The sequence below is a fragment of the Chryseobacterium sp. RU37D genome (genome assembly GCF_900156075.1).
Lineage (GTDB): Bacteria > Bacteroidota > Bacteroidia > Flavobacteriales > Weeksellaceae > Chryseobacterium.
In genome coordinates, this window is sequence record NZ_FTMM01000004.1 from 111,971 (window position 1) to 135,694 (window position 23,724).

The 23,724-nt window shown below is 35.1% G+C and carries 19 protein-coding genes; 14 read left to right on the forward strand and 5 right to left on the reverse strand.

Translation table 11 applies throughout. The features are described 5' to 3' along the window. Positions 1 to 86: 86 nt before the first annotated feature. The 5 genes from BW926_RS03250 to rimP form a co-directional block, all read right to left on the reverse strand. On the reverse strand, positions 87 to 1,526 hold the full coding sequence (locus BW926_RS03250; RefSeq protein WP_076444120.1) for a RagB/SusD family nutrient uptake outer membrane protein: 1,440 nt from the start codon (positions 1,524 to 1,526) through the stop codon (positions 87 to 89). Between the two features lie 12 nt (positions 1,527 to 1,538). Further along, positions 1,539 to 4,334 carry a SusC/RagA family TonB-linked outer membrane protein gene (locus tag BW926_RS03255; RefSeq protein WP_076444122.1) on the reverse strand — a complete coding sequence of 932 codons (2,796 nt, stop codon included), beginning with the start codon at positions 4,332 to 4,334 and terminating at the stop codon, positions 1,539 to 1,541. A gap of 298 nt (positions 4,335 to 4,632) precedes the next feature. Continuing rightward, positions 4,633 to 7,635 carry a translation initiation factor IF-2 gene (gene infB, locus BW926_RS03260; RefSeq protein WP_076444124.1) on the reverse strand — a complete coding sequence of 1,001 codons (3,003 nt, stop codon included), beginning with the start codon at positions 7,633 to 7,635 and terminating at the stop codon, positions 4,633 to 4,635. 77 nt (positions 7,636 to 7,712) lie between these two features. After that, a complete protein-coding gene (gene nusA, locus BW926_RS03265; RefSeq protein ID WP_076444126.1) occupies positions 7,713 to 8,948 on the reverse strand; it encodes a transcription termination factor NusA in 1,236 nt (411 codons plus the stop codon). 16 nt (positions 8,949 to 8,964) lie between these two features. Then, positions 8,965 to 9,432 carry a ribosome assembly cofactor RimP gene (gene rimP, locus BW926_RS03270; RefSeq protein ID WP_076444128.1) on the reverse strand — a complete coding sequence of 156 codons (468 nt, stop codon included), beginning with the start codon at positions 9,430 to 9,432 and terminating at the stop codon, positions 8,965 to 8,967. Between the two features lie 217 nt (positions 9,433 to 9,649). On the opposite strand from rimP, the gene BW926_RS03275 reads away from it, so the two are divergent. The 14 genes from BW926_RS03275 to BW926_RS03340 all read left to right on the forward strand — a co-directional run bounded on the left by BW926_RS03275 (position 9,650) and on the right by BW926_RS03340 (position 23,714). Next, positions 9,650 to 10,960 carry a UDP-glucose dehydrogenase family protein gene (locus tag BW926_RS03275; RefSeq protein WP_076444192.1) on the forward strand — a complete coding sequence of 437 codons (1,311 nt, stop codon included), beginning with the start codon at positions 9,650 to 9,652 and terminating at the stop codon, positions 10,958 to 10,960. A gap of 63 nt (positions 10,961 to 11,023) precedes the next feature. After that, positions 11,024 to 12,115 (forward strand): dTDP-glucose 4,6-dehydratase, encoded by a 1,092-nt coding sequence (gene rfbB / locus BW926_RS03280; RefSeq protein WP_076444130.1) that lies wholly within the window; start codon positions 11,024 to 11,026, stop codon positions 12,113 to 12,115. Positions 12,116 to 12,438: 323 nt separating this feature from the next. Continuing rightward, on the forward strand, positions 12,439 to 13,305 hold the full coding sequence (gene rfbA / locus BW926_RS03285) for a glucose-1-phosphate thymidylyltransferase RfbA (RefSeq protein ID WP_076444132.1): 867 nt from the start codon (positions 12,439 to 12,441) through the stop codon (positions 13,303 to 13,305). A 157-nt stretch (positions 13,306 to 13,462) separates the two neighbouring features. Continuing rightward, positions 13,463 to 14,305, forward strand: a complete 843-nt coding sequence (locus BW926_RS03290) for an ABC transporter permease (RefSeq protein ID WP_083672246.1) — start codon at positions 13,463 to 13,465, stop codon at positions 14,303 to 14,305. Further along, entirely contained in the window at positions 14,305 to 15,492 is a 1,188-nt protein-coding gene (locus BW926_RS03295) for an ABC transporter ATP-binding protein (RefSeq protein WP_076444134.1), read from the forward strand. The genes BW926_RS03290 and BW926_RS03295 overlap by 1 nt, the downstream gene beginning before the upstream one ends. Positions 15,493 to 15,534: 42 nt before the next feature. After that, positions 15,535 to 16,821 carry a glycosyltransferase gene (locus tag BW926_RS03300; RefSeq protein WP_083672247.1) on the forward strand — a complete coding sequence of 429 codons (1,287 nt, stop codon included), beginning with the start codon at positions 15,535 to 15,537 and terminating at the stop codon, positions 16,819 to 16,821. After that, on the forward strand, positions 16,805 to 17,887 hold the full coding sequence (locus tag BW926_RS03305; RefSeq protein ID WP_076444196.1) for a DegT/DnrJ/EryC1/StrS family aminotransferase: 1,083 nt from the start codon (positions 16,805 to 16,807) through the stop codon (positions 17,885 to 17,887). Before BW926_RS03300 ends, BW926_RS03305 begins: the two co-directional genes overlap by 17 nt. 2 nt (positions 17,888 to 17,889) lie before the next feature. Further along, the gene (locus tag BW926_RS03310; protein WP_076444136.1) at positions 17,890 to 18,528 is read left to right on the forward strand and encodes a NeuD/PglB/VioB family sugar acetyltransferase; all 639 of its coding nucleotides are present in this window, start codon (positions 17,890 to 17,892) and stop codon (positions 18,526 to 18,528) included. Continuing rightward, entirely contained in the window at positions 18,525 to 19,427 is a 903-nt protein-coding gene (locus tag BW926_RS03315) for a glycosyltransferase family 2 protein (protein ID WP_076444138.1), read from the forward strand. Before BW926_RS03310 ends, BW926_RS03315 begins: the two co-directional genes overlap by 4 nt. Before the next feature lie 19 nt (positions 19,428 to 19,446). Beyond that, positions 19,447 to 20,037, forward strand: coding sequence for an acyltransferase (locus tag BW926_RS03320; protein ID WP_076444140.1), 591 nt, complete (start codon positions 19,447 to 19,449; stop codon positions 20,035 to 20,037). 1 nt (position 20,038) lies between these two features. After that, complete coding sequence (locus tag BW926_RS03325) at positions 20,039 to 21,217, forward strand: glycosyltransferase family 4 protein (protein WP_076444142.1); 1,179 nt, start codon at positions 20,039 to 20,041, stop codon at positions 21,215 to 21,217. A gap of 1 nt (position 21,218) precedes the next feature. Next, positions 21,219 to 22,085, forward strand: coding sequence for a glycosyltransferase (locus BW926_RS03330; protein ID WP_076444144.1), 867 nt, complete (start codon positions 21,219 to 21,221; stop codon positions 22,083 to 22,085). 30 nt (positions 22,086 to 22,115) lie between these two features. Further along, entirely contained in the window at positions 22,116 to 22,781 is a 666-nt protein-coding gene (locus BW926_RS03335; RefSeq protein WP_076444146.1) for an NAD-dependent epimerase/dehydratase family protein, read from the forward strand. 12 nt (positions 22,782 to 22,793) lie between these two features. Beyond that, positions 22,794 to 23,714 carry a glycosyltransferase family 2 protein gene (locus tag BW926_RS03340; RefSeq protein WP_076444148.1) on the forward strand — a complete coding sequence of 307 codons (921 nt, stop codon included), beginning with the start codon at positions 22,794 to 22,796 and terminating at the stop codon, positions 23,712 to 23,714. The last annotated feature ends 10 nt before the right edge of the window (positions 23,715 to 23,724 follow it).

The window sequence follows — 23,724 nt, forward strand, 5'->3', positions numbered from 1 at the left end:
AAATTTTGTAAAAGCAAAAATAAGAAATAATGGGGAATAAAAAACCCCGTCGTGGTGACGGGGTTGTTATATGGTTGTTTTTTCAATTAGTAACCAGGGTTTTGTTGAATCTGATTGTTATTATCAATTGCAGCTTGAGGAATTGGTAATTGCCATTTGTGAGATGCAACAGGAAGAGTTAGTACAGTTGCTGGATTTCCAGCACCGTCTGCCTCAGGGCCAAAATTAGATCGCTGAATTGGCAGCCCTAATCTTTTTAATGTAAAGAATCGATCTGTTTCAAACGCAAGTTCTAGTCTTCTTTCTAACATTATTGCATTCCAAAGATTTTGTCCAGTTTCAGTTCCTGGCACATATCCACTGTATCTTTGAGTTCTTAATGTATTAAGTAATGAAAGAGCACCAGATTCATTACCTTTTTTATACATAGCTTCTGCAATATTTAATAATACTTCTGCACTTCTCAAATATTTTATATCCACAGCTTCTATCGGCTTTCCTGTAGCTTGTTTATATTTAATTACATTATTATAGTTTTTTCCAGAAAAAACGGAAGTTTGGATATAAGATGTTTTACGAATATCTGTAGATGCAAACTTAGTAAAGAAATCATAATCAACAACATACTCAGATTTAATTTGTCCACTTACAGTTTGATTATAACAAGATCCTGTTTTTATGTTTTCAATACTAGAGTTCAAAACTTTAAATAGTACACCATCATTTGATGTATCTGCCCAAATATTTTTGAAGTTAGCAATTGACCCTACACTAGAATTTGATGCAAGAGATTTTTGTCCCCATAGAATTACATTATCATAATCGCCTTTATACAAATAAACCCTTGAAAGCATACCTTGTACTGCTGCCTTTGTAAGCTTACCTACGTTAGCAGATTGAGTAATGTTTTGTTCTGCGAATACTAAATCTGCAATTATTTTATCGTAAACTTGAGAGACACTTAAATTTCTAGTGGTTACTAAAAAAGGATCAAACTTTTCAACGTATGCAATACCCATAGATCCTGCAGCGTCTGCAGATTGTGTAGGAATTTTACAATACCTCCTAACGATATCAAAGTGTGCAATCGCACGAATTGCTTTTGCTTCTGCTTCTATATTATTTCTAAAACTCCCAGCCGGAAGATTATTTATATTATCTAAAACAGCATTAGCTCTAGCAGCAACAACATATCCTCCTCCATATACAGAAGTAACTGCACCTACATTGGCAGCAATATCAAATATATATGCTGAATTATTTGATCTTCTACCTTGTGGGTTTTGAATCAAGTTATCAGAAAGTATATCAGGGATAATAACTTGTGCATTATCTCCAGAATAGTATCCTGCCATTTTAAATGCATCATAGGCATAGTCGACGCCTTTTCTAAAGTCATTTTCTGTTATATAATATGTATCTTCAACTAACCTATCATTAGGTAAAACTGATAGATCTTCAGTACAAGAAGAAGCTATAAAAGCTAATGAAGCAAACAATACTATTTTTACTATATTTTGTTTCATAATAAATTTAAATTAAAAATTAACTTGTAATCCTAAAAGGAATGTTCTAGTTGTTGGATAATTATAAAGATTAATAGCTCCCGGAACAAAAGTTCCGTTATTCACTTGAGTTTCAGAAGCAACGGCAACTTCAGGATCTCCAGTAAAGTTAGTCCAAAGAGCTAAATTTTGTCCAGAACCATAAATTCTTACACTATTTACCGGAATATTGCCAAGAAGTTTTTTATCAAAAGTGTAGCCAACCTCCAAAGATCTAAATCTTACAAAATCAGTTTTCTGTAAGAAAGCGTCGGTAGTCTCTATGCCATTGACTGTAGGAGCGGGCAAAACATTAGAATCTCCAGGATTTCTCCAATAGTTGAAAGCATCAGTACTTAGGTTTTGGTTATACGCTGAAAAATCTACTAAATTTTGAGCCATAATATTATAACTGTAACCTCCTGTCTGGAAAGAAAAATCTGCATTTAGATCAAATCCTTTATATCTAAATGTTGTACCAAATCCCCCATAAGCACTTGGCAAAGTTGATTTTCCATGTAAAAACTGCGCATCACTTGAGCTATACACATTTGTGATGGAGCCATCTAGTTTATAATATAATGCCTCTCCTGTTTGGGAATCTACACCAGCGCTTTTTACCATTTTAAAAATAGTTGGTTCCATATCAACACTCATAAATGTGTAGCCATCTAAACTTAGTTGAGTATTACTTCCATATAAACTTTTTACAGCATATTTCAACATTGAAATATTTCCCCTTACTGACCAATCAAAGTTGTTATTTTTGATAATATCTATATTCAATTCTGATTCTAGACCTTTTATTTGAATATTTCCAGCATTAGTTATACTAGAAAAAAGATATCCACCACCTTCATACTGAGTACTAGGAATTGCATATAAGAAATCTTTTCTATCATCTTTAAACACTTCAGCACTCAATTTAATTCTATTTTTAAACATTACTAAATCGACTCCTAAGTTTTGAGATGTTTTAGATTCCCATTTCAAATCTTTATTTCCTACAACATTTGATGGTCCTGCTGTTGGATCTGTACCATAATCTCCAGAAACTATTGAAATAAGATTTTGATAATCCGCCAAAGCTGCTACGTTTCCTGTTGTTCCAACACTATACCTAAATTTAACATCATTAAAAAATGGAATATCAAAGAAGGATTCCTTAGCCAAATTCCATGCAATTGAAGCGGACCAAAAATTCCCATACTTATTATCTCGCCCTAATCTTGAGTTACCATCTCTTCGTATTGACCCAGATAATAAATATCTATTGTCATAGTTATAATCTACAATTCCTAATAAACTTACATATCTAGTAGAGGTTGTGTTTCCTGTGATAGCAAATGGAGTTGCTGCAGATCCAATATCTGTAACATCTGGACTAAGCATTACCCTCTTTGTGGCTGATAAGCTACCAAACTCTTCTTGAGTATATTCGAACATAGCTACTGCTCCAAGCTTATGTTTGCCAAATGATTTACTGAAATCTAATCTATTATTGAATACATATGACCAAAAGTCTGATCTAGTATCTCTAATACTCCCATCAGGATACCCATAAACAGCAGCTATTTCAGAACCTTTCTTTACAACATATTTATTTTTTCTAAGGTCATAAATATTTCCAAAAGTTGACTTAAAGGTCAATCCCTTAAAAAATTCATATGTTCCAGAGATTTGGCCATTAATTCTTGTTCTCCAGTCTGTTGTAAGTTCGTTTCTTCTAAGGTCTATTGGGTTAATTGAATTACTGGTTGGATTAAAGCTTCCATCAGCATCATAAACCGTTTCATAAGGATTAAGAGTATATATTGAATAAAAAGGACTTAAAGCATTATAGGAAAATCTTTGATCTTGAGTTTTAACATTTACAATTCCAAAATCAAATCCTAATTTGATTTTGTCTGTTACCTGCTGATCAAAATTAAATCTTGCATTATATCTTTTAAATCCATCTAATTCTTGTAATATCCCTGAATCTGAATCATATCCTAAAGATGCAAAATAAGAATTTTTATCACTCCCCCCCCTTACGGATAAGTTATGATATTGTATGCTTGAATTTTTTAATATATCTTTAGACCAATCATGATCCTTAGCCAACAATTTAGCAGTCTCTTGAGGAGTATAAACAGGGTTAGGGTTTAAACCCAAATTTGACATTTCATTCTCAAATTGTATCTTTTGAGACGTGTTCATCATTGTAAAGTTAATATCCTTTGGTTTATATGCGAACCCAAATCTAGTATCATAAACAATATTAGGCTTACCAGATTTACCCCTTTTGGTCGTAATTACGATTACTCCATTTGCTGCTCTAGCTCCATAAACTGCAGTTGAAGCGGCATCCTTTAATTCAGTTACACTTTCTATATCAGATGGTGGAATAGAATTAAATTGACGTTGTGTCATATAAATTCCATCAACGACAAATAAAGGATCTGAAGCTCCTAAAGTTGAAGAAACATTAATAGCACCTCTAATTCTGATTGAGCCTGGTTCTCCTGGTTTACCTGAGTTTGTAGAAACTTGTAATCCTGACATTTTACCTTGTAGCATGTTTGTAATACCAGTACTTGATGCAGACATTCGTGACAACTCATCACCAGCAACAACAGAAACAGCTTGAGTAATTTCTTCTTTTTTCTTTTTTTGCACCCCAACTAAAACAACCTCACCTATCTCTTTTACCTTTGTGACAGTATCCTTTTTAGTAGTTTGGGCGCTTACAGCTTGCCCTGTAAAAAACAGAACACCAGCTGTTAATACACGTAATTTTACATTCATACTTAACAAATTTTAATATTTTTATCAAGCAAATATGTTAATAAATATTAACATTAACAAATTTTTAACGTAAATTAAAATAGGATAATTGTTTATATTTACATCAATTATATTAAATTATTATCTTTGTATTAATTAATAATATATAAACTAAAAAAATTCACTCTATAAAATATTTTTTAACATTTTATTTTTAGTGAAAATATAGTTATTTAGAATTATTATAAATTTGATTTTCGATAAAATAAAAAAAACCCACTAAAATAAGTGGGTAAATTTTTATCTTAAAAAATTAGAGTTATTTCAATTTCTTCTTAACAGCTACTTCTTCGTAAACTTCTAGAATATCACCGACTTCGATGTCGTTATAACCTTTAAGGTTCAATCCGCATTCGTAGCCTTTTGTAACTTCTTTTACATCGTCTTTGAAACGTTTTAAACTTTCTAGTTCTCCGTCGAATTTCACAATGCCGTCCCTCAATAGACGTACTTTCGATTGCCTTGTAACTTTTCCCGTAAGAACCATACAACCTGCGATAGTACCTACTTTAGAAATCTTGAATACCTCACGGATTTCTACGTTACCGATTACTTGTTCCTGAATTTCCGGAGAAAGCATTCCCTCCATCGCTTCTTTAACCTCATCGATAGCTTTATAGATTACAGAATATGTTCTGATCTCAATTTCCTCACGATCCGCAAGCTCTTTTGCATTTGCTCCAGCTCTTACGTTGAATCCTATGATAATTGCATCGGATGCTGCCGCTAAGTTGATATCAGATTCAGTGATCTGCCCAACACCTGAATGAAGGATTTTAACGCTGATTTCCTCTGTTGATAATCTCTGTAACTGATCAGAAAGCGCTTCCACAGAACCATCCACATCACCTTTAAGAATAATATTCAATTCCTTGAATTCACCTAAAGCAATACGTCTACCCAATTCTTCAAGTGTTGTATGTTTCTTAGTTCTGATTGATAATTCTCTCTGTAATTGTTCTCTCTTATTTGCGATAGCCTTACCTTCACTTTCATCAGCATATACCCGGAATTTATCCCCAGCTGTAGGTGCTCCGTCCAAACCTAAGATGGTTGCAGGGATTGAAGGGCCTGCTTCTGCTAAATTTTTCCCTCTTTCATCAAGCAAAGCTTTTACTTTACCGTGATTTTTACCAGCTACCACATAATCCCCAACTTTTAAAGTTCCTGTTTGTACCAACATTGTTGCTACATAACCTCTACCTTTATCTAAAGATGCTTCGATTACAACTCCGTTTGCAGCTCTGTTAGGATTAGCTTTTAATTCAAGCATTTCTGCCTGTAATAATACTTTCTCTAATAAAAGATCTATATTATTACCCATTTTAGCTGAAATTTCCTGAGCCTGTACATTTCCACCCCATTCTTCCACCAAAATATTCATTCCGGAAAGTTGCTGACGGATGTTATCAGGATTTGCATTCGGTTTATCAACCTTGTTGATTGCAATAATCATCGGTACTCCTGCAGCCTGTGCGTGAGAAATTGCTTCTTTCGTTTGAGGCATCACATCATCATCGGCAGCAATTACGATAATTGCAATATCCGTAACCTGTGCACCTCTGGCTCTCATCGCTGTAAAGGCTTCGTGACCTGGCGTATCTAAGAATGTAATTCTCTGACTGTTTTCGAGCTTCACGTTATAAGCTCCAATGTGCTGTGTAATACCTCCGGATTCTCCGGCGATTACGTTGGTTTTTCTAATGTAGTCAAGCAATGAAGTTTTACCGTGGTCAACGTGCCCCATTACCGTTACAATCGGTGCTCTTGGCAACAGATCTTCTTCGCTGTCGATTTCGTCTTCTGCATCACTTTCTTCAAGGTCTGCATCAGAGAATTCAATTTTATACCCGAATTCATCGGCTACCAATAATAAGGTATCAGCTTCTAGTCTTTGGTTCATGGTAACCATTACTCCTAATGAGAAACAAGCAGAAATTACTTCTGTTGGCGAAACATTCATTAAACTTGCTAATTCACCTACAGTGATGAATTCTGTTACCTTTAATGTTCTGTCTGCTGCATCAATTTCCTGCTGACGCTCGTCTTGCTCTCTACGGAAGTTTCTTTTATCTTTTCTGTGTTTGGCAGATTTAGATTTACCTCCTTTATTCGTCAATTTTTCAAGGGTTTCCTTGATTTGGTTTTTAACTTGCTCGTCTGTTAATTCAACAGGCATTGTTCTCTGGCCTGGCCTATTGTTCCCAAAACGGTTTCCGCCTTGTCCTTGTGAACGGTTACCTTGACCTCCCTGACCTTGTGGGCGATTTCCTTGGTTATTTCCGAAACGGTTTCCTCCACCTTGACCACCTTGTCCACTCTGGCCTTGAGGACGGTTCCCCTGACCTCCCTGGTTGTTGTTTCCAAAACGGTTTCCGCCTTGCCCGCCCTGACCTTGAGGACGGTTGCTTTGCCCAGCTTGGCCTTGAGGACGGTTCCCCTGGCCTCCCTGGTTATTACTGTTTCCACCTTGTTGGTTCTGGCCGCCAGGTTTCTCAATCCTTTTTCGTTTCTTTTTTGCTCCGGCACCTTTGGATTTATCGGCAAACTGGCTTAGGTCAATTTTTTCGCCCACAATTTTAGGGCCATCAAGCTTCTGATATACAGTCTCTATCTTTTGAGGTTCCTGAGGTTCTTCTTCCACTTTTTCCGATTCATCAGCTTTTACCTCAACAGGCTTAGCCTGGATTTCTACAGATTTGGGAGTTTCTTTTGGTTTTTCTTCCGCCACTGGTTTTTCCTCTTCTTTTTTCTCTTCAGTTTTTGGCTTGTCTTTTTTTACCGGTCTGTTTTTAGACTCTATTTGAGACAAATCTATTTTATCTAAAACTTTGAATTCCTGTTTTTCAGCTGCTGCCTTTATTTCAGGATCAGGGACAGCTCCTTCTTTTTTTTCTTCAATTACAGGTCCAGGTTTTGGAGCAGGAGTCTCTTCAATTTCGGGCTGTTTAGGCTCTAAGTCTATTTTACCTAAAATTTTAGTTTCCGGTTTATTAGCTTTAGCTCTTATTACTTCAGGGGTCTTCTTTTCTTCAATTTCCAGTTTTTCTTCCGGAACTTTTGTGATCACCACCTCATGGGAAGCTTTTCTTTGCTCGCCATCCTTGGCAAACTCAGCCTCCAATGCAGAATATGCCGCTTCTTCTAATTGAGCGTTAGGATTGCTTTCAACCTCGATACCCTTAGCTTGTAAAAATTCTACTAATCTGGACATCGAAATATTGAATTCCTTAACCGCTTTATTTAATCTAATTTTTGGCATCTATTATTTTTACTATTTTTTAATTCTTAAAATTAAAGTATTTCTTTGTTACTGTTCATTAAAATTTATTTAAAATCTTAATCTTCAAATTCTTCTCTAAGAATACGCTTCACTTCTTCAATAGTTTCCTCTTCAAGGTCAACCATATTTAATAAGCTTTCAGTTTCTTTATCTAAAACTGATTTTGCAGTAGTAAGACCTACTTTCTTAAATTCATCTAAAATCCACTGCTCAATATCATCATTGAATTCTTTTAGTTCAACATCATCATCTTCGCTGGATTCTCTGTGCACATCAATTTCATAGCCTGACAACCAAGAAGCAAGTCTAATATTCTGACCTTGTTTTCCGATTACTTTAGAAATCTCTTCAACTGGAGTGTATACCAATGCGTATTGCTGCTCCTCATTGATGTCAATTTTGTTAATGGTAACGTTTCCTAAAGCTCTTTTCACCAAAATCTCAGGGTTCTTAGACCACTGAATAACATCGATGTTCTCATTTCTCAACTCTCTTACCACTCCGTGAATTCTCGAACCTTTCACGCCCACACAAGCTCCTACAGGATCGATTCTGTCGTCGTAAGCATCTACTGCAATCTTTGCCTTTTCACCAGGAATTCTCACTACCTTTTTCAGCATGATCGTTCCGTCCTGGATTTCAGGAATTTCCAGCTCTAATAATTTCTCAAGGAATTTAGGCGCAGTTCTGGAAATAATAATCTGTGGCTTTGAACCTTTGAAGTCTACTGTCTCTACAATAGCTCTGATATTCTCACCTTTTTTAAAGAAATCTGATTGAATCTGATTTTCTTTAGGCAAAATGAATTCGTTTCCTTCATCATCCAACAAGATCACATGCTTGTGACGGATATGGTGAATCTCTCCTACTACGATCTCCCCGATTCTGTCTTTGAACTGCTCGTACAACATGGCATTGTTGTGTTCCTGCAATTTCGTAGCCAAAATCTGCTTCAAAGTAAGGATATTTCTTCTTCCCAACTGTGCTACAGGGATTTCCATGGTAAAATCTTCACCTACCTCGAAAGTAGGGTCTATTTTCTTAGCTTCCGAGATTTCGATTTCCAAATCATCGTCTTCAGACATTTCGTCCTCTACGATTGTTTTGTTTAAAAATATCTGGAAATCTCCTTTATCAGGGTTTACAATCACATCAAAATGATCATCCGAATCATATCTTTTTCTCAAAAGTGTCTTCAGCGAGTCTTCAATAATCGCCATAAGATCAATCTTACTGATCCCTTTTTCGTCTTTAAAATCACCAAAGGATTCAATCAACGCTATATTGTCCATCTATTCTTTTTTCTTTTTAAAATTTAATTGTTACTAATGCTTTCTTAATCTCAGAGTACGAAATTTCTTTTTCCTCCTCCACATCTACTTTTCCTTTACCTATATCTTTCGGTTTGCGATAACGCAGGACAAGAGTGATCCTTTCTTCATCTACTTTTACCAATTCACCTTCAATTTCTGAAGAGTCATTGAGTAAAACTTCAATTTCTCTTCCGATATTCTTTATAAATTGTCTTGGAGTTGTCAGAGGTTCACTTAATCCTGCAGACATTACCTGTAAGCTGAAATCATGCTCCTCACGATCCATATTGAATTCTATTGCACGGCTTGCATCAAGGCAGTCCTGCAAAGAAACTCCGTTGTCACCATCCAAAATCACCGTGATGTCATCCCCTGCAGAAATTTTTAAATCAATAAGAAATAAATCTTTTCTGGTTTCAAGGAATTCATTTAATAATTCTTCAATTCTTTTTCTAAACTCCATAAATTATATAAAATCTTGATTTACTGTACGAAAAAAGGCTTTCTTCCGAAGGCCTTCCCATGTTTTTCCGTAAATCCATTGCAAATATACGAAATTTTATTAAAAAAGCAAAACATCTTATTATCAAGAGAATAAGTTAATTTTTATTTACATTAAATTAAACGTGGTAATGATTGTATTTTTATTATTTTTGTCATTGAATTTAAAAACATATATTTTGAATATTACTATTGTAGGAACAGGTTATGTAGGATTGGTAACAGGCACAACACTTGCAGAACTTGGAAATTCAGTATACTGTGTAGATATTGATGAGAAAAAAGTAGAAGACATGAAAAGCGGCGTAGTTCCCATCTACGAGCCGAATCTTGAAGAAATGTTTCTAAGGAACATACAGGCGGAGAGATTATTTTTCACTACCAATTTAAAAGAAGCATTAGACAAAAGTGAAGTGATCTATCTGGCTTTACCTACTCCACCGGGAGAAGACGGATCTGCAGATCTTTCTTATGTTTTAAAGGTAGCCAACGATATTGGAGAATTGATGACTGAATATAAAGTTGTCGTGAATAAAAGTACCGTTCCCGTAGGTACAGCCGACAGAGTAAGGGAAGTAATTGCCTCCAAAACTCAGATTCCTTTTGATGTAGTTTCTAATCCCGAATTTTTAAGGGAAGGTTTTGCCGTTGAAGACTCGATGAATCCTGCGAGAGTGGTTGTAGGGTCAAGCTCTGATAAGGCTAAAGATATTATGGCTAAAATTTATCAGCCATTCACCAATACCGGAATTCCGATCATTTTCATGGACGAAAAGTCTTCTGAACTCACAAAATATGCAGCCAATTCATTCTTAGCCGTAAAAATCACGTTTATGAACGAAATTGCCAACTATTGCGAAAAAGTAGGTGCAGACGTAGATAAAGTAAGATTAGGAATGGGAAGCGATGACAGAATCGGTCACAGATTTTTATTCCCGGGAATCGGATATGGAGGAAGCTGTTTCCCGAAAGATGTGAAAGCTTTAATAAAGTCGGGAAAGCAGGAAGATTTTAATTTCCAGATTTTAGAGGCAACAGAAAATGTGAATAGCGCTCAGAAAGTGATCCTTGTTTCAGAAATTGAAAAATATTTCGGAGGAAGCCTTGAAGGAAAAACCATTGCCATGTGGGGATTAGCCTTTAAAGCCAATACAGATGATATTCGCGAAGCTTCTTCTTTAGATAATATTGCACTGCTTTTAGAAAAAGGCGCAAAAATTGTAGCTTATGATGCCATTGCAGAAAATAATGTACAAAAATTGTTAGGCGACAAAATCCAATACGCAAAAAGCATGTATGAAGCCCTGGAGAATGCAGACGCTTTATTCATCGCTACAGAATGGCCTGAGTTTAAAAACCCTAATTTTGAACTAATGTCTAAAAAGATGAAGAATAAAACAATTTTCGACGGAAGAAATATGTATCCGCTGGAAATTCCCGAACAAAACGGATTCTTTTATAAAAGTATCGGACGTAAAGCGATTAAATAAAAAGTCAAGTTAATAGTAAAAGATCCAAAAACAATTAATCAAGGCTAAAAGCATATCATAAATATGAAAAATATAATCATCACCGGAGGAGCAGGTTTTATTGGTTCCCACGTTGTAAGAGAATTTGTAAAAAACAACCCGAATACAAAAATCATCAACCTTGATGCACTTACCTACGCCGGAAATCTTGAAAACTTAAAGGACATTGAAAATGAGCCTAATTATGTTTTCGAAAAAGCGGACATCACAAAACCTGAAGAATTAAGAAAAGTCTTCGAAAAATATAATCCCGATGCGGTTGTTCACCTAGCTGCGGAAAGCCACGTTGACAGAAGCATCACAGACCCGATGGCATTCATCAATACGAATGTAAACGGAACCGCGAATCTTCTCAATCTTTGTAAAGAATTCTGGACATTAAACCCCGATCACACCCACGGAAGATTTCCTGACGAAAAAAGAACAAACCTTTTTTATCACGTTTCTACAGACGAAGTGTATGGAAGTTTAGGTGAAACAGGCTTCTTTTTAGAAACAACAGCTTATGATCCGCAATCCCCGTATTCAGCTTCAAAAGCAGCTTCTGATCATTTGGTAAGAGCGTATGGAAATACATACGGAATGCCTTTCATCGTATCCAACTGTTCCAATAACTACGGTCCGAATCATTTTCCTGAAAAACTGATTCCGCTTTGTATTTCAAATATCATTAATGAAAAGCCTCTGCCTATTTATGGTGACGGGAAATATACAAGGGACTGGCTGTTTGTCATCGATCACGCCAAAGGAATCCATCAGATTTTCAATGAAGCTAAAACAGGTGAAACGTACAATATTGGAGGTTTCAACGAGTGGCAAAATATTGATTTAGTTAAAGAACTGATCAAACAAATGGACGCCAAATTAGGAAGACCTGAAGGATACTCCGAAAAGCTGATCACCTTTGTAAAAGACAGACCAGGCCACGACAAACGTTACGCCATAGATGCTACAAAACTGAATAAAGATCTTGGCTGGAAACCGTCTGTAACTTTCGAGGAAGGTTTAGCAAAAACCATCGACTGGTATCTGGAAAACAAAGAATGGCTGGAGCACGTGACTAGTGGGAATTACCAGAAATATTATGCTTCACAGTATTCTGCTGAGAAGAATTAAAAAAATTCTCTAGGCAGCTAAAAATAACTTATCAATTTTGGAGAAAATTTTTAAAATATAAAACTGTGTTAATTTTATATCTTAACTAACTTAATATAATAAACTTTGTTTATTCTTATTTTTACCATTAAGGATTTAAGAAGTTGATTCATTTTGAATCGTTAAGAAATCCATAAATAGATTTTAATGAAAATTATTAGGATTAACTTAAATCTTAATTCCTTAATGTTTAAAAATTATTTTATAAAATTAAATAGTCTCCAAACATATATATAAACACTACGGATTCGAGAAATCGAAATATTCGTAAAATTTGAAAAAAGATGAAAGGAATAATATTAGCCGGAGGTTCCGGAACCCGACTTTACCCTCTTACCATCGCAGTAAGCAAGCAATTAATGCCTGTTTACGACAAACCAATGATCTATTACCCATTATCCACTTTATTGCTTGCAGGTATTAAAGATATTTTGATCATCACAACGCCTTATGACCAGCCCGGTTTCATCAAATTATTAGGAGATGGCTCGCAAATCGGCTGTAATATAGAATACGTTGTACAGCCAAGCCCGGATGGCCTTGCGCAGGCTTTTATTCTGGGTGATAAATTCATCGGAGATGATGCTGCAGCCCTGGTTTTAGGTGACAATATTTTCTACGGTTCCGAAATGGGAACTTTACTTAAAGACAAAACCAATCCTGACGGAGGCGTTGTTTTCGCTTACCACGTTTCAGATCCGGAAAGATATGGTGTGGTGGACTTTGACAACGATTTTAAAGCGGTTTCTATCGAGGAGAAGCCACTACAACCCAAATCAAACTATGCTGTTCCCGGATTGTATTTCTACGACAATGAAGTGGTAGAAATCGCAAAAAACATCAAGCCTTCCGCAAGAGGAGAGCTGGAAATCACGGATGTAAACAACGTTTATCTTCAAAAAGGAAAACTGGAAGTAGGCGTTCTGGACAGAGGCACCGCATGGCTTGATACAGGAACCTTTGATTCTTTGAATGACGCATCAGAATTCGTAAGGGTTATTGAAAAAAGACAGGGCTTCAAAATAGGATGTATTGAAGAAATAGCTTTTAGAAATAAGTTCATCAACGAAGAAAAACTGTTGGAAACTGCTGCCAAATATGGTAAGAGCGGCTACGGAGAATATTTGAAGCAATTAGTAAAAAAACAATAGATTTATATTAAAAAAATAAAAAGCTATTGATATTATTGTTAATAGTTTTTGATTATAACCTCAACTATCAATATATTAGTTGTTATTTTCCTGTTTTATATGAATAATAGAGCATGGAATATTATTAATTATTATAAATTTGAAAAAAAATTCTACTTTGAAAACCGTAGTATACACATCTGATAAAAAAACACATTTTTTCCAAGAACTCAAATCGATTTACAAGGATATCAGATCATCTAATTTTTTAGCCTATCAAATGACTAAAAGAGACATCCAGTCTCAGCACAGACAGTCTTTATTAGGTTTTTTCTGGATATTAGCCCCGGTAATTATCAATTCTTTGATCTGGTTATTTCTAAATGGCTCGGGCGTAGTAAATGTTAATATTCCGGGAGGGATACCTTATCCTGTTTTTGTGATTGCAGGAACTACACTTTGGAACATCTTCGCGGAAGCTGTTCAGAGCCCCATCAATTCCGTGAATGCAGGAAGAGCAATTATCTCAAAAATCAATTTTCCTAAAGAAGCCTTATTAATGAAAGGACTATACACTACCCTTTTTAATTTAGCCATCAAAATGATACCTGTAGTTGCTATTTTAATAGTATATCAGGTGGTGCCTTCATGGAGCCTGCTGCTGTTTCCTTTTTATATTGCGGCTTTAACGCTTTTTGCTTTTACGATAGGATTAGTCCTTACACCATTAGGATTAATTTACACAGACATCAGCAAAGTACTTACTACAGGTATTCCTTTTTTGATGTACCTGACTCCTGTAGTATATGCAGCTCCAAAAGTTGGGGTTTTTAAAGTTTTGTTTAAATTAAATCCTTTAACATATCTTATTAATGATACCCGAAATACATTGGTAGGAATGGAAGCACAGTCCTTGGTATTCATGCTTATTTTAACAGCAGTAAGTCTTATTGTTTTATTAATCGGTCTGGTTATTTTCAGAAAATCGATGCCGATAATTATTGAAAAAATTGCAGGGTAATGAAAGATAAAGAAGTATTAGTATCAGCACAGAATGTCTCTAAAAAATTCAGTAAAAACCTGAAGAGTTCCCTTAAATATGGGGCTTCCGACATTATCCGAAGTACGTTGGGCTTATCGATAAATAAAGAATTGCGTCCTAAAGAATTCTGGGCAGTACATGATGTAAGCTTTGAGCTGAGAAGAGGAGAATGTATCGGGCTGATCGGTCATAATGGTGCAGGAAAATCTACCCTTCTGAAAGTTTTAAACGGATTGTATGTTCCCGACAAAGGGCAGATTGTCATGAAAGGGAAAATAGGGGCCCTGATAGAATTGGGTGCCGGTTTTAATCCCATTCTTACGGGAAGAGAAAACATTTACAACAATGCTTCCATTTTAGGATTTACCAAAAAAGAAGTTGAAGAAAAAATAGAATCAATCATCGATTTTTCTGAAATAAGAGACTTTATTGACACTCCTGTACAAAATTATTCCTCAGGGATGAAGGTACGTCTGGGATTTGCTGTTGCAGCACATCTTGAGCCGGATATTCTGATTATTGACGAGGTATTGGCTGTGGGGGATTTAGGATTTGTATTAAAATGCTTTAAAAAAATTGATGAGCTCCTTCCTCATACAGCTTTAATTTTTGTCTCGCACAGCATGCCGATGGTATCAAGAATATGCAACCAAATAATCCTCATGGATCATGGTATGGTAAAGTATCAGGGCACCAATATTTCCAATGGAATAGCTCAATACTATGATCATTTTGATGATATGGCCACCTCGACTGTACTGGACAGTAAAAATATTACAGATATTGAAGTAATTGCTGACAGAGTTTGCAGATGGGGACAGGAGATGAATATAAATCTTAAGTTGAAAATTAAAAATATTCAACAAACACCATCTTTCTATTTTATAATTAAAGATAAGGAGCAACGAGGTGTTGCAAGTGTGATATCCCAAGAGTCTCTAAGTCTGGACTACAATACAGAGCAGCATTTAGAAATTAATGTCACAATACCGAAAATTGAACTGACAAATGGAACTTATAATGTGGATCTGGCTATTTATGAAACATTATTTAAGGGCCCCCTTTGCAGAATTTCCAACTTATTCACCTTCTCCGTGCGGGAAGGATTGCAGACTTGGGAAGCATTTCATTTAGAGTCTAAATGGGACGTAAAAATTACAAGTTAAGGTTAAAAAATAAAAACAGCCAGCTTGAAAACATGGTAACAAATGACAATTAAAAAATTAATTACATCAATTATCCCGATTTCATTGATTCCGAAATTAAAATCAGTATATTATTTTAGATATACGCTCAATAAATATTTTAAAGGAATTAATTATAAAAGGCTGACACCAAAAGAAATTTATAACAGAGAAATAAAAAACTTTGATCTGCTTATTTACGATACTATATTTCCAAGTTTAATTTCAGGCTTTAGATATGCAGAGTTCAATGCTTTGCTTCATGCATTTAAAAATGTAAAAATAATCGTTAACCCAATAGATTACCAAGTTTTAAACCAAAAACCCGAAACCCATACAACCGACATAGAACTTTTAAGAAAGACACATCCTATATCTCATAAAAAAATCTTTGCAGGAACAGTGAAAGACATTAAAAATGCTAAATTCTTTTACTGTATATTTTTAAACAATATTTATGATAGTCTCGATTATCTTGAGAAAAACAAAATAAATTTCATATTTACATTATATCCCGGTGGAGGTTTTGATACAAAGGATGAAGTTGCACTAAAGAAATTGAAAAGCGTATTATCTTCAAAATATTTCAGAGGTGTAATTGTTACCCAGCAATTTACAGAAGACTTTATAGTAAAAAACTATAATTGTCCCAAAGATAAAATACTAAACATTTTCGGCTGTATTATCCCACAAAATTCTATTAATGTAACAAGGTCGAGACACTACAACAATTCGATGACTTTAAATGTATGTTTCTGCGCAGCGAAATACACAGAAATTGGAGCGGATAAAGGATATGATATTTTTATAGAAACAGCAAAGATTTTGGCTTCAAAAGGACATAATATTCATTTTAATGTTGTAGGAGGATATGATAGTAAGGTGATCAGCATTGAAGGATATGAAAAATTCTTTACTTTTCATGGATATAAAAAATACGAAGAACTGCAGTCTATATTTTTAGAACAAGACATCATCATGTCGCCCAACAGGCCTTTTATTCTCAATCTGGGTAGTTTTGACGGTTTTCCACTGGGTGCAGTCGTAGAAGCGGCTCTAAATGGCGTAACCCCAATTGTTACAGATGAATTAAAGCAAAACACTGTATTTAGCAAAGATGAAATCATTATTGTAAAGCCAGACACAGAAGAAATAGTAATGAAAATTGAAGAACTTATATCTAAGCCAAAATTGCTAAATTTATTTTCTGAAAACGCACAGAAAAAATTTCGTGAAATTTATAATGACAGCTATCAGCTAGATAAAAGAATTGACTTTATAAAAAAACATGTATATGATACCAGTAACTAAACCTTTCCTACCCCCTCAAGCAGAATATCAGGAATATATAGATAATATTTGGAAGCGACAATGGTTAACCAATATGGGACCTTTAGCCAGCCAGCTCGAAATGGAGCTTAAAGATCATCTTAAAGTGCAGCACCTCTTATTTTTAACCAATGGTACCGTAGCCATACAAATGGCAATCAAAGCGCTTGAAATCACTGGTGAAGTGATAACTACCCCGTTTTCTTTTATTGCTACCACCAGCTCTATCGTCTGGGAAAACTGTACGCCAGTTTTTGTAGATATAGATCCAAAAAGCCTCTGCATTGACGCCAAAAAAATTGAAAAAGCCATCACAGAAAAAACAACTGCCATCCTTGCTACACACGTTTATGGAAATCCGTGTGATGTGGAAGCTATAGATATTATTGCAAAAAAACATAATCTAAAGGTTATTTATGATGCAGCCCACGCCTTCGGGGTGGAAGTGAACGGAAAATCTATTTTTGAATATGGTGATATTTCCACGTGTTCCCTGCATGCTACCAAGCTTTATCATACCGTTGAAGGAGGTTTAATAATTACAAAAGATCCTGATATGTTAAAAAAATTAGCATATATCAGGAATTTTGGAATTTCAGGATTCGATTCATTTGCAGAATTAGGTCTTAACGGAAAAAATTCCGAATTTCACGCTGCAATGGGATTAGTTAATCTTAAATATATCAACGAAATTCACGAGAAAAGAAAAGCTTTAACTAAGCTTTATGACGAAAAGCTGAAAAATTTAAAAGCCGTAAAACCGTTGTGGCATTCAAATGCTAATGAAAATTTTGCGTATTATGCCATCGTTTTAGAAAGTGAAGAATTATTATTAAAGCTAAAGACTGAAATGGATAAGCAGGAAATCTTTACCAGAAGATATTTCTATCCAAGCCTGGCATCAGCATTACCTTATCTCCCGAAGCTGGAGCTTCCGATCACTGAAGATATTGCCAAAAGAGCATTATGCCTTCCGTTGTACTATGACCTGACTTTTGAAGAAGTGGAGCTTATATCCCGTCTTATGCTGAGAATACAAAACAATTAATCATGCTGATCATCGGAGCCAAAGGATTTGCAAAAGAAGTATTAGAGATCTGTCATCAAAATAATGACCTGATCAATCTTGCTTTTTATGATGATGTGAATGATGATGTATTTGGTAATCTGTACAATCAGTTTCCTGTTCTGAAACATATTCAGAATGCAGAAGAATATTTTAAAACCATTGATGAAAAGTTTACCATCGGGATCGGAAACCCGGTATTAAGAAAAAAATTAGCCGACAAATTTACAGAGGCGGGTGGAAAATTAACGTCTGTAATCAGTCCGAAAGCCGATATCGGATCTTACGGAATAAGCATTGGCCAAGGAGCAAATATTCTGGACGGAGTGAAGATTTCCAATGATGTCAGCATAGGGCTTGCACCTATTGTTTATTACAATTCTGTTATTACTCATGATGTAGAAATAGGTGATTTTGTAGAGATTTCCCCTGATGTGAAGATTTTAGGACGGGCAGGTATTGGCAGTTTTTGTCAATTAGGCGCAGGTTCCATTATCCTTCCTGATATTAAGATTGGAAACAACGTCATCATAGGAGCCGGGGCTGTCGTTACAAAACACATTCCGGATAACTGCGTTGCTGTAGGAGTACCCGCAAAAATTATTAAAACAAATACAAGATGAATCCCACAGTAAGCGTTGTGATGATCACGTATGGTCATGAAGATTATATTGAAGAAAGTATTAATGGTGTTTTGTCACAGACTTTTAATGCGGAAATAGAATTGATCATTTCGGATGACTGCTCGCCGGACAACACCGAGACTGTCATAAAAAAGATTATAGGAAACCATCCAAACGGACATTGGATAAAATACATAAAGCATACGGAAAATAAAGGCGCAATACCCAATTTCGTGTGGGCCATTTCCCAGGCCAAAGGTAAATATATTGCCATATGCGAAGGAGATGATTACTGGACAGACCATCTGAAGCTTCAGAAACAAGTGGACTTTTTAGAAGAACATCCGGAATATAGCCTGACTTTTCATAAGATTAAGGAGCTCACCACAAGGGAAGAAAAATTCACTTATCCTAATCCTGATACAGAAGAAATTTATACCATTGAAGATCTGGCAAAAGAAAATTTTATCATTACAGTTTCCGTAGTTTTCAGAAAAAATATGGAGGTGCTCCCCGACTGGCTTAAATATTCTCCCATAGGCGATTACCCTCTGCATATGCTGAATGCCTCTTTCGGTTTAATAAAATATTTTCCTCAGGAAATGGCTACCTACAGGGTAGGAAGCGGTATGTGGAGCACACAGAATAAGGTAGACCAAATGGTAAATACCATGTATTGCTTAAGATTTTTGCTGCTTCATTTTAAAAAAAATAAAGAAGTTCATCAGAATCTTTCCGGGCAGTATAATAATTTCCGAACTGCATTAATACAGCCTTTTGATCATAAAAAAGCATTAGATGTAAAGCTCAAAGATTATCGGTATATCGAAAATATTACCAGTATGGGCAATCTTTTAAAAATGATGAAAATTAAAATTGCCAAGAAATTAAAATTTTAAAAAATTAATCTTTTTTACAATGCTTGGAAAACTTAAAAATAATATCTCCCAGAAAATTATTGCTCTTATTGAGAATAATGAGAAAAGAAAGATGCAGGAAAAATGGAATATTTTCATGTCGAAATCTAATGTTGATATTCATCCCAGTTTTTCACCAAAAAATGCTGATCTTTTCAAAGGCGAGAATAATGAAGTGGGAAATATTATAATCGGCGAAAATTTTTTAATGAGAGCATATGGCAGTATTTTAGTTTTTCCAGAAGCTAAGCTTAAGATAGGTGATGGCGTTTTTTTTAACAATTACTGTTCAATCAATTGTTTAGACAAAATTGAAATTGGTGATAATACCATTTTCGGCGAAGGGGTAAGGTTATACGACCACAATCATTTAATTGAAAAAGGTGAAAAGCTTTTCGTAGAAAAAGAAAAATACACAAAAAGCCCAGTTACAATCGGAAAAAACTGCTGGATAGGAAGCAATACCGTGATATTAAAAGGAGTTACCATTGGTGATAACTCAATCATTGGTGCAGGTTGCGTAATTCATAAATCCGTTCCTCCCAACACCATTATAAAAAATAATCAAAACCTAATCACTCAATCTCTCTAAAATGAGTACAAAAAAAATATTATTCATCTCTCATGAAGCCTCTTTATCAGGCGCTCCGATTCTTGTTTTAGATCTGATAAAAAGATTAAAGCAAGAAAAAGAAAACTACATTATCGATGTTTTATTGATCAGGGGAGGAGAATTGTATGAAGAATTTGCAAAAGTTTCAAACCTGATTGTGGTTGCCCATTATCATCTGCAGTCATTTTCTTTTTTAAAAAGAAATCTGAAGCGCGTTCAATCGTTGATTTTCAAAAAAACAGAAACACAGCAGGATAAAATCAATAAAATCACGTCTGCCCTTCTTGAAAACAAATATGATCTGGTCTATGGAAACACCATGGAATCGCTGATCTGGACTCTTCCGTTTTACAGGAAAAACATTCCGACCATTGTTGCTATCCATGAGCTCAGCTTCGGGATTGAAAGTACGTATCCGAAAGACTTCGTTTTAGAAAACATTTCGGATATCACACAGATTATTGCCGGCTCACAGGCCGTTGCAGACAATCTTATTGCAAAATACGGCGCCGATCCGAAAAAGATAAACGCCATACATTCTTTCGTAAACACGGTTCTTACTATTCAAAAAGATAAAGAAACGCTGAAAAAAGAATTGTGTATTAACAATAATGAGCTGGTCATCGGGATTGCAAGCTCACAGGAGTTGAGAAAAGGAACGGATATGGTTCCTCTGCTTGTACAAAAGATAAAGCAGAAAACAGATCTTAATTTTAAGTTTGTAAATCTGGGAGGAACTTCAAAAAGCCCGGCTGTACGATGCGCAAAGCTGGATGCCGAAAAATTGGGCATAGAAAATGACATTATTTTCATAGATCATAATAAAACACCTAATGATTATATCAACCTGTATGATATCTTTCTTTTAATGTCTCGTGAAGACCCATTCCCATTGGTAATGCTCACGGCAGCAAAGCTTAAAAAGCCCATTATGGCCTTCGAAAAAAGTGGTGGTGCGGTAGAATTTCTGGACAATGACCATGGCGTTCTTATTCCTTACCTTGATCTGGATAAGATGGCTTCGGAAGTCGTAAGGCTTATGCAAGAGCCGGATTCAAGAGAAAAGTATGGAGAAGACATTCATACTAGACTCGAGAATGACTATTCCGACAAAAAGCTGTCCGGTAAAATATTTACAATAATCGACAGTCTGCTTTAATATGCTATCCATTATCATCTCATCATATCTTCCAGATTACTTTTCTGCACTTGAAAAAAATATTGCAGAAACCATTGGTATGCCCTATGAGATCATTAAGATTGAAAATCCTGGATTGATGGGAATTTGCGAAGCTTACAACAAAGGAGCAAAACAGGCAAAATTTAATTATCTTCTTTTTACTCATGAAGATATTTTATTTAAAAGCGAAAATTGGGGTCAGATACTCACCTCTCATTTAGACAAAGAAAATACTGGAATCATAGGTCTTGCAGGATCATCCTACGTTCCTTCTGCTCCATCCAGCTGGACGGTTTCGGAGAAATATAACTATATAAATATTTTACAGGGAAATAAAAAAAACACTGAATATTTTCCCATTAAAACAACAAAAGAAAACAGAAATAAAGTCTTTGCCGTAGATGGTGTTTTTTTAGGCATAAAAAAGGAAAATTATGATCAGTTTACATTCAATGAAGCACTCCTGAAAGGATTTCATGGATATGATCTTGATTTTAGCCTAAGAGTTTCCAAAAAATTTCAGAATTATGTGATTGACGACATCCTGATCCAGCATTTTTCAGGAGGAAATCTGGATAAAAACTGGCTGGATGCCAATATTAAAGTACGAGAGCACGCCGACTCCGGCTTTCAGAAAGATACAGATCCGGAAACAGAAAAGAAGGCTTTTTCAGGTTTTTTATATAACTTTTTCAGATATTATCCTGTTAACAGAAAAAATATATTGCTGACGTTCCGGTTTTATCCTAAAAAACTTAATTTTAAAGGGCATTTGGAACTCGCAAAAAAGTATTACAGCTACATAAGATATGCAAGAAGTATCAATAAAAAATTGGACCACAAATAATAAATTTATTAATCAGATAAGTAAATACATATGATAATTGGAAGCGGGCTTATTGCAAACTCATTAAGAAACATTGACTCTGAAGAGAATTTATTTTTCGCTTCAGGCGTTTCAAATTCCCTCGAAACGAGAAAGTCAGAGTTTGAAAGAGAATTTTCTCTTTTGAAAAGCAGCCTTGAAAATAACATCGGAAAGCTGATTTATTTCTCTACTTTAAGCGTTAATGACCAATCTAAGCAGAATAGCCATTACGTATTGCATAAATTGGAAATCGAAGATTATATCAAAAACAACTGCGAAAATTATCTAATTTTAAGGATAGGAAATATTGTGGGCAATGGAGGAAACCCGAATACCTTGTTCAATTTCCTGAAAAATCAGATTGCCCGCAGCACGGTATTCAAGGTCCACACCAAAGCCAGAAGGCTTCTGCTTGACATTGATGATATTGCAAAGTTCCTGAATACAAACTGCATGGGTATTAAAAATGAAACAATAAATTTTGCCTTTCCTTATTATTATGATTTAGTAGAGATTATTGGCGCCATTCAGGATCAGATGCAGAAAAAAGCAACGTACGAAGAAACCGATGAAGGTGATTTTTATAAAGTCAATTTTGATGATACGACCAACGAATTCTTTCACGGAATTACTTCAGACGAATATTTAAAAATTTTAGCTCAAAAATATATTTAAAACCAAACACGGATGCCTAAGATTTATTTTATCATCGTAACATATAATGCCATGAAATGGGCAGAAAGATGTTTTACCAGCCTGAGGAAATCTTCCGTTCCGCTCCGTTGCATTGTTGTGGATAATGGCTCCACGGATGGCTCCCAGGAATATATCAAAACCCATTTTCCTGAAGTAGATTTTATCCAGTCTGAAAAAAATTTAGGCTTCGGAAAAGCAAACAATATTGGGATTGAAAAAGCATATAAAGAGGGTGCAGACTTTTTCTACCTGATGAATCAAGATGCATGGCTGTATGAAGACAGTCTGGAAAAATTACTGGGAGCCTATGATCTTTATCCCAAGCATGAAGAGATAGGCATTATCAGCCCAATGCATATTGATGGTACAGAAAAAAAACTCGACATCTTTTTAGATAAATATATTTCTTATAATTGTGATAAAACAAGATTGATCTCCGACCTGTATTTTCAATCGCTGAAACCCTTCTATGAACTCGATTTTATAAATGCTGCACACTGGCTGCTGCCAAGGAAGACAATAGAAACTGTAGGAGGTTTTAATCCATTTTTCTTCCATTATGGGGAAGATAACGAATATGTCAACAGGGTACATTTTCATGGTAAAAAAGTATTACTTGCTCCAAACAGTAAGGTAGTACACGACGGAAAACAATCCCTAGAAAAGGTAGATTATAATAAGTATGATGATCTACGGGTAGAAACCAACATCATAAATCCGAATTTGCCCAATGCCTATCTGCTGGAAAAGAAAGCTCTTAAACAAAGCATGTTAAAAAATTTTATTCTTTTAAATTTTAAAAAAACTAAACAACTTTATAAAAAATATAAAGATATATCAAAAAAATCATCTATTTTTATAGAAATAAGAAATAATGTAAATAAAAAAGGTGCAACTTTCTTAAAAATATAATTGTATTTTT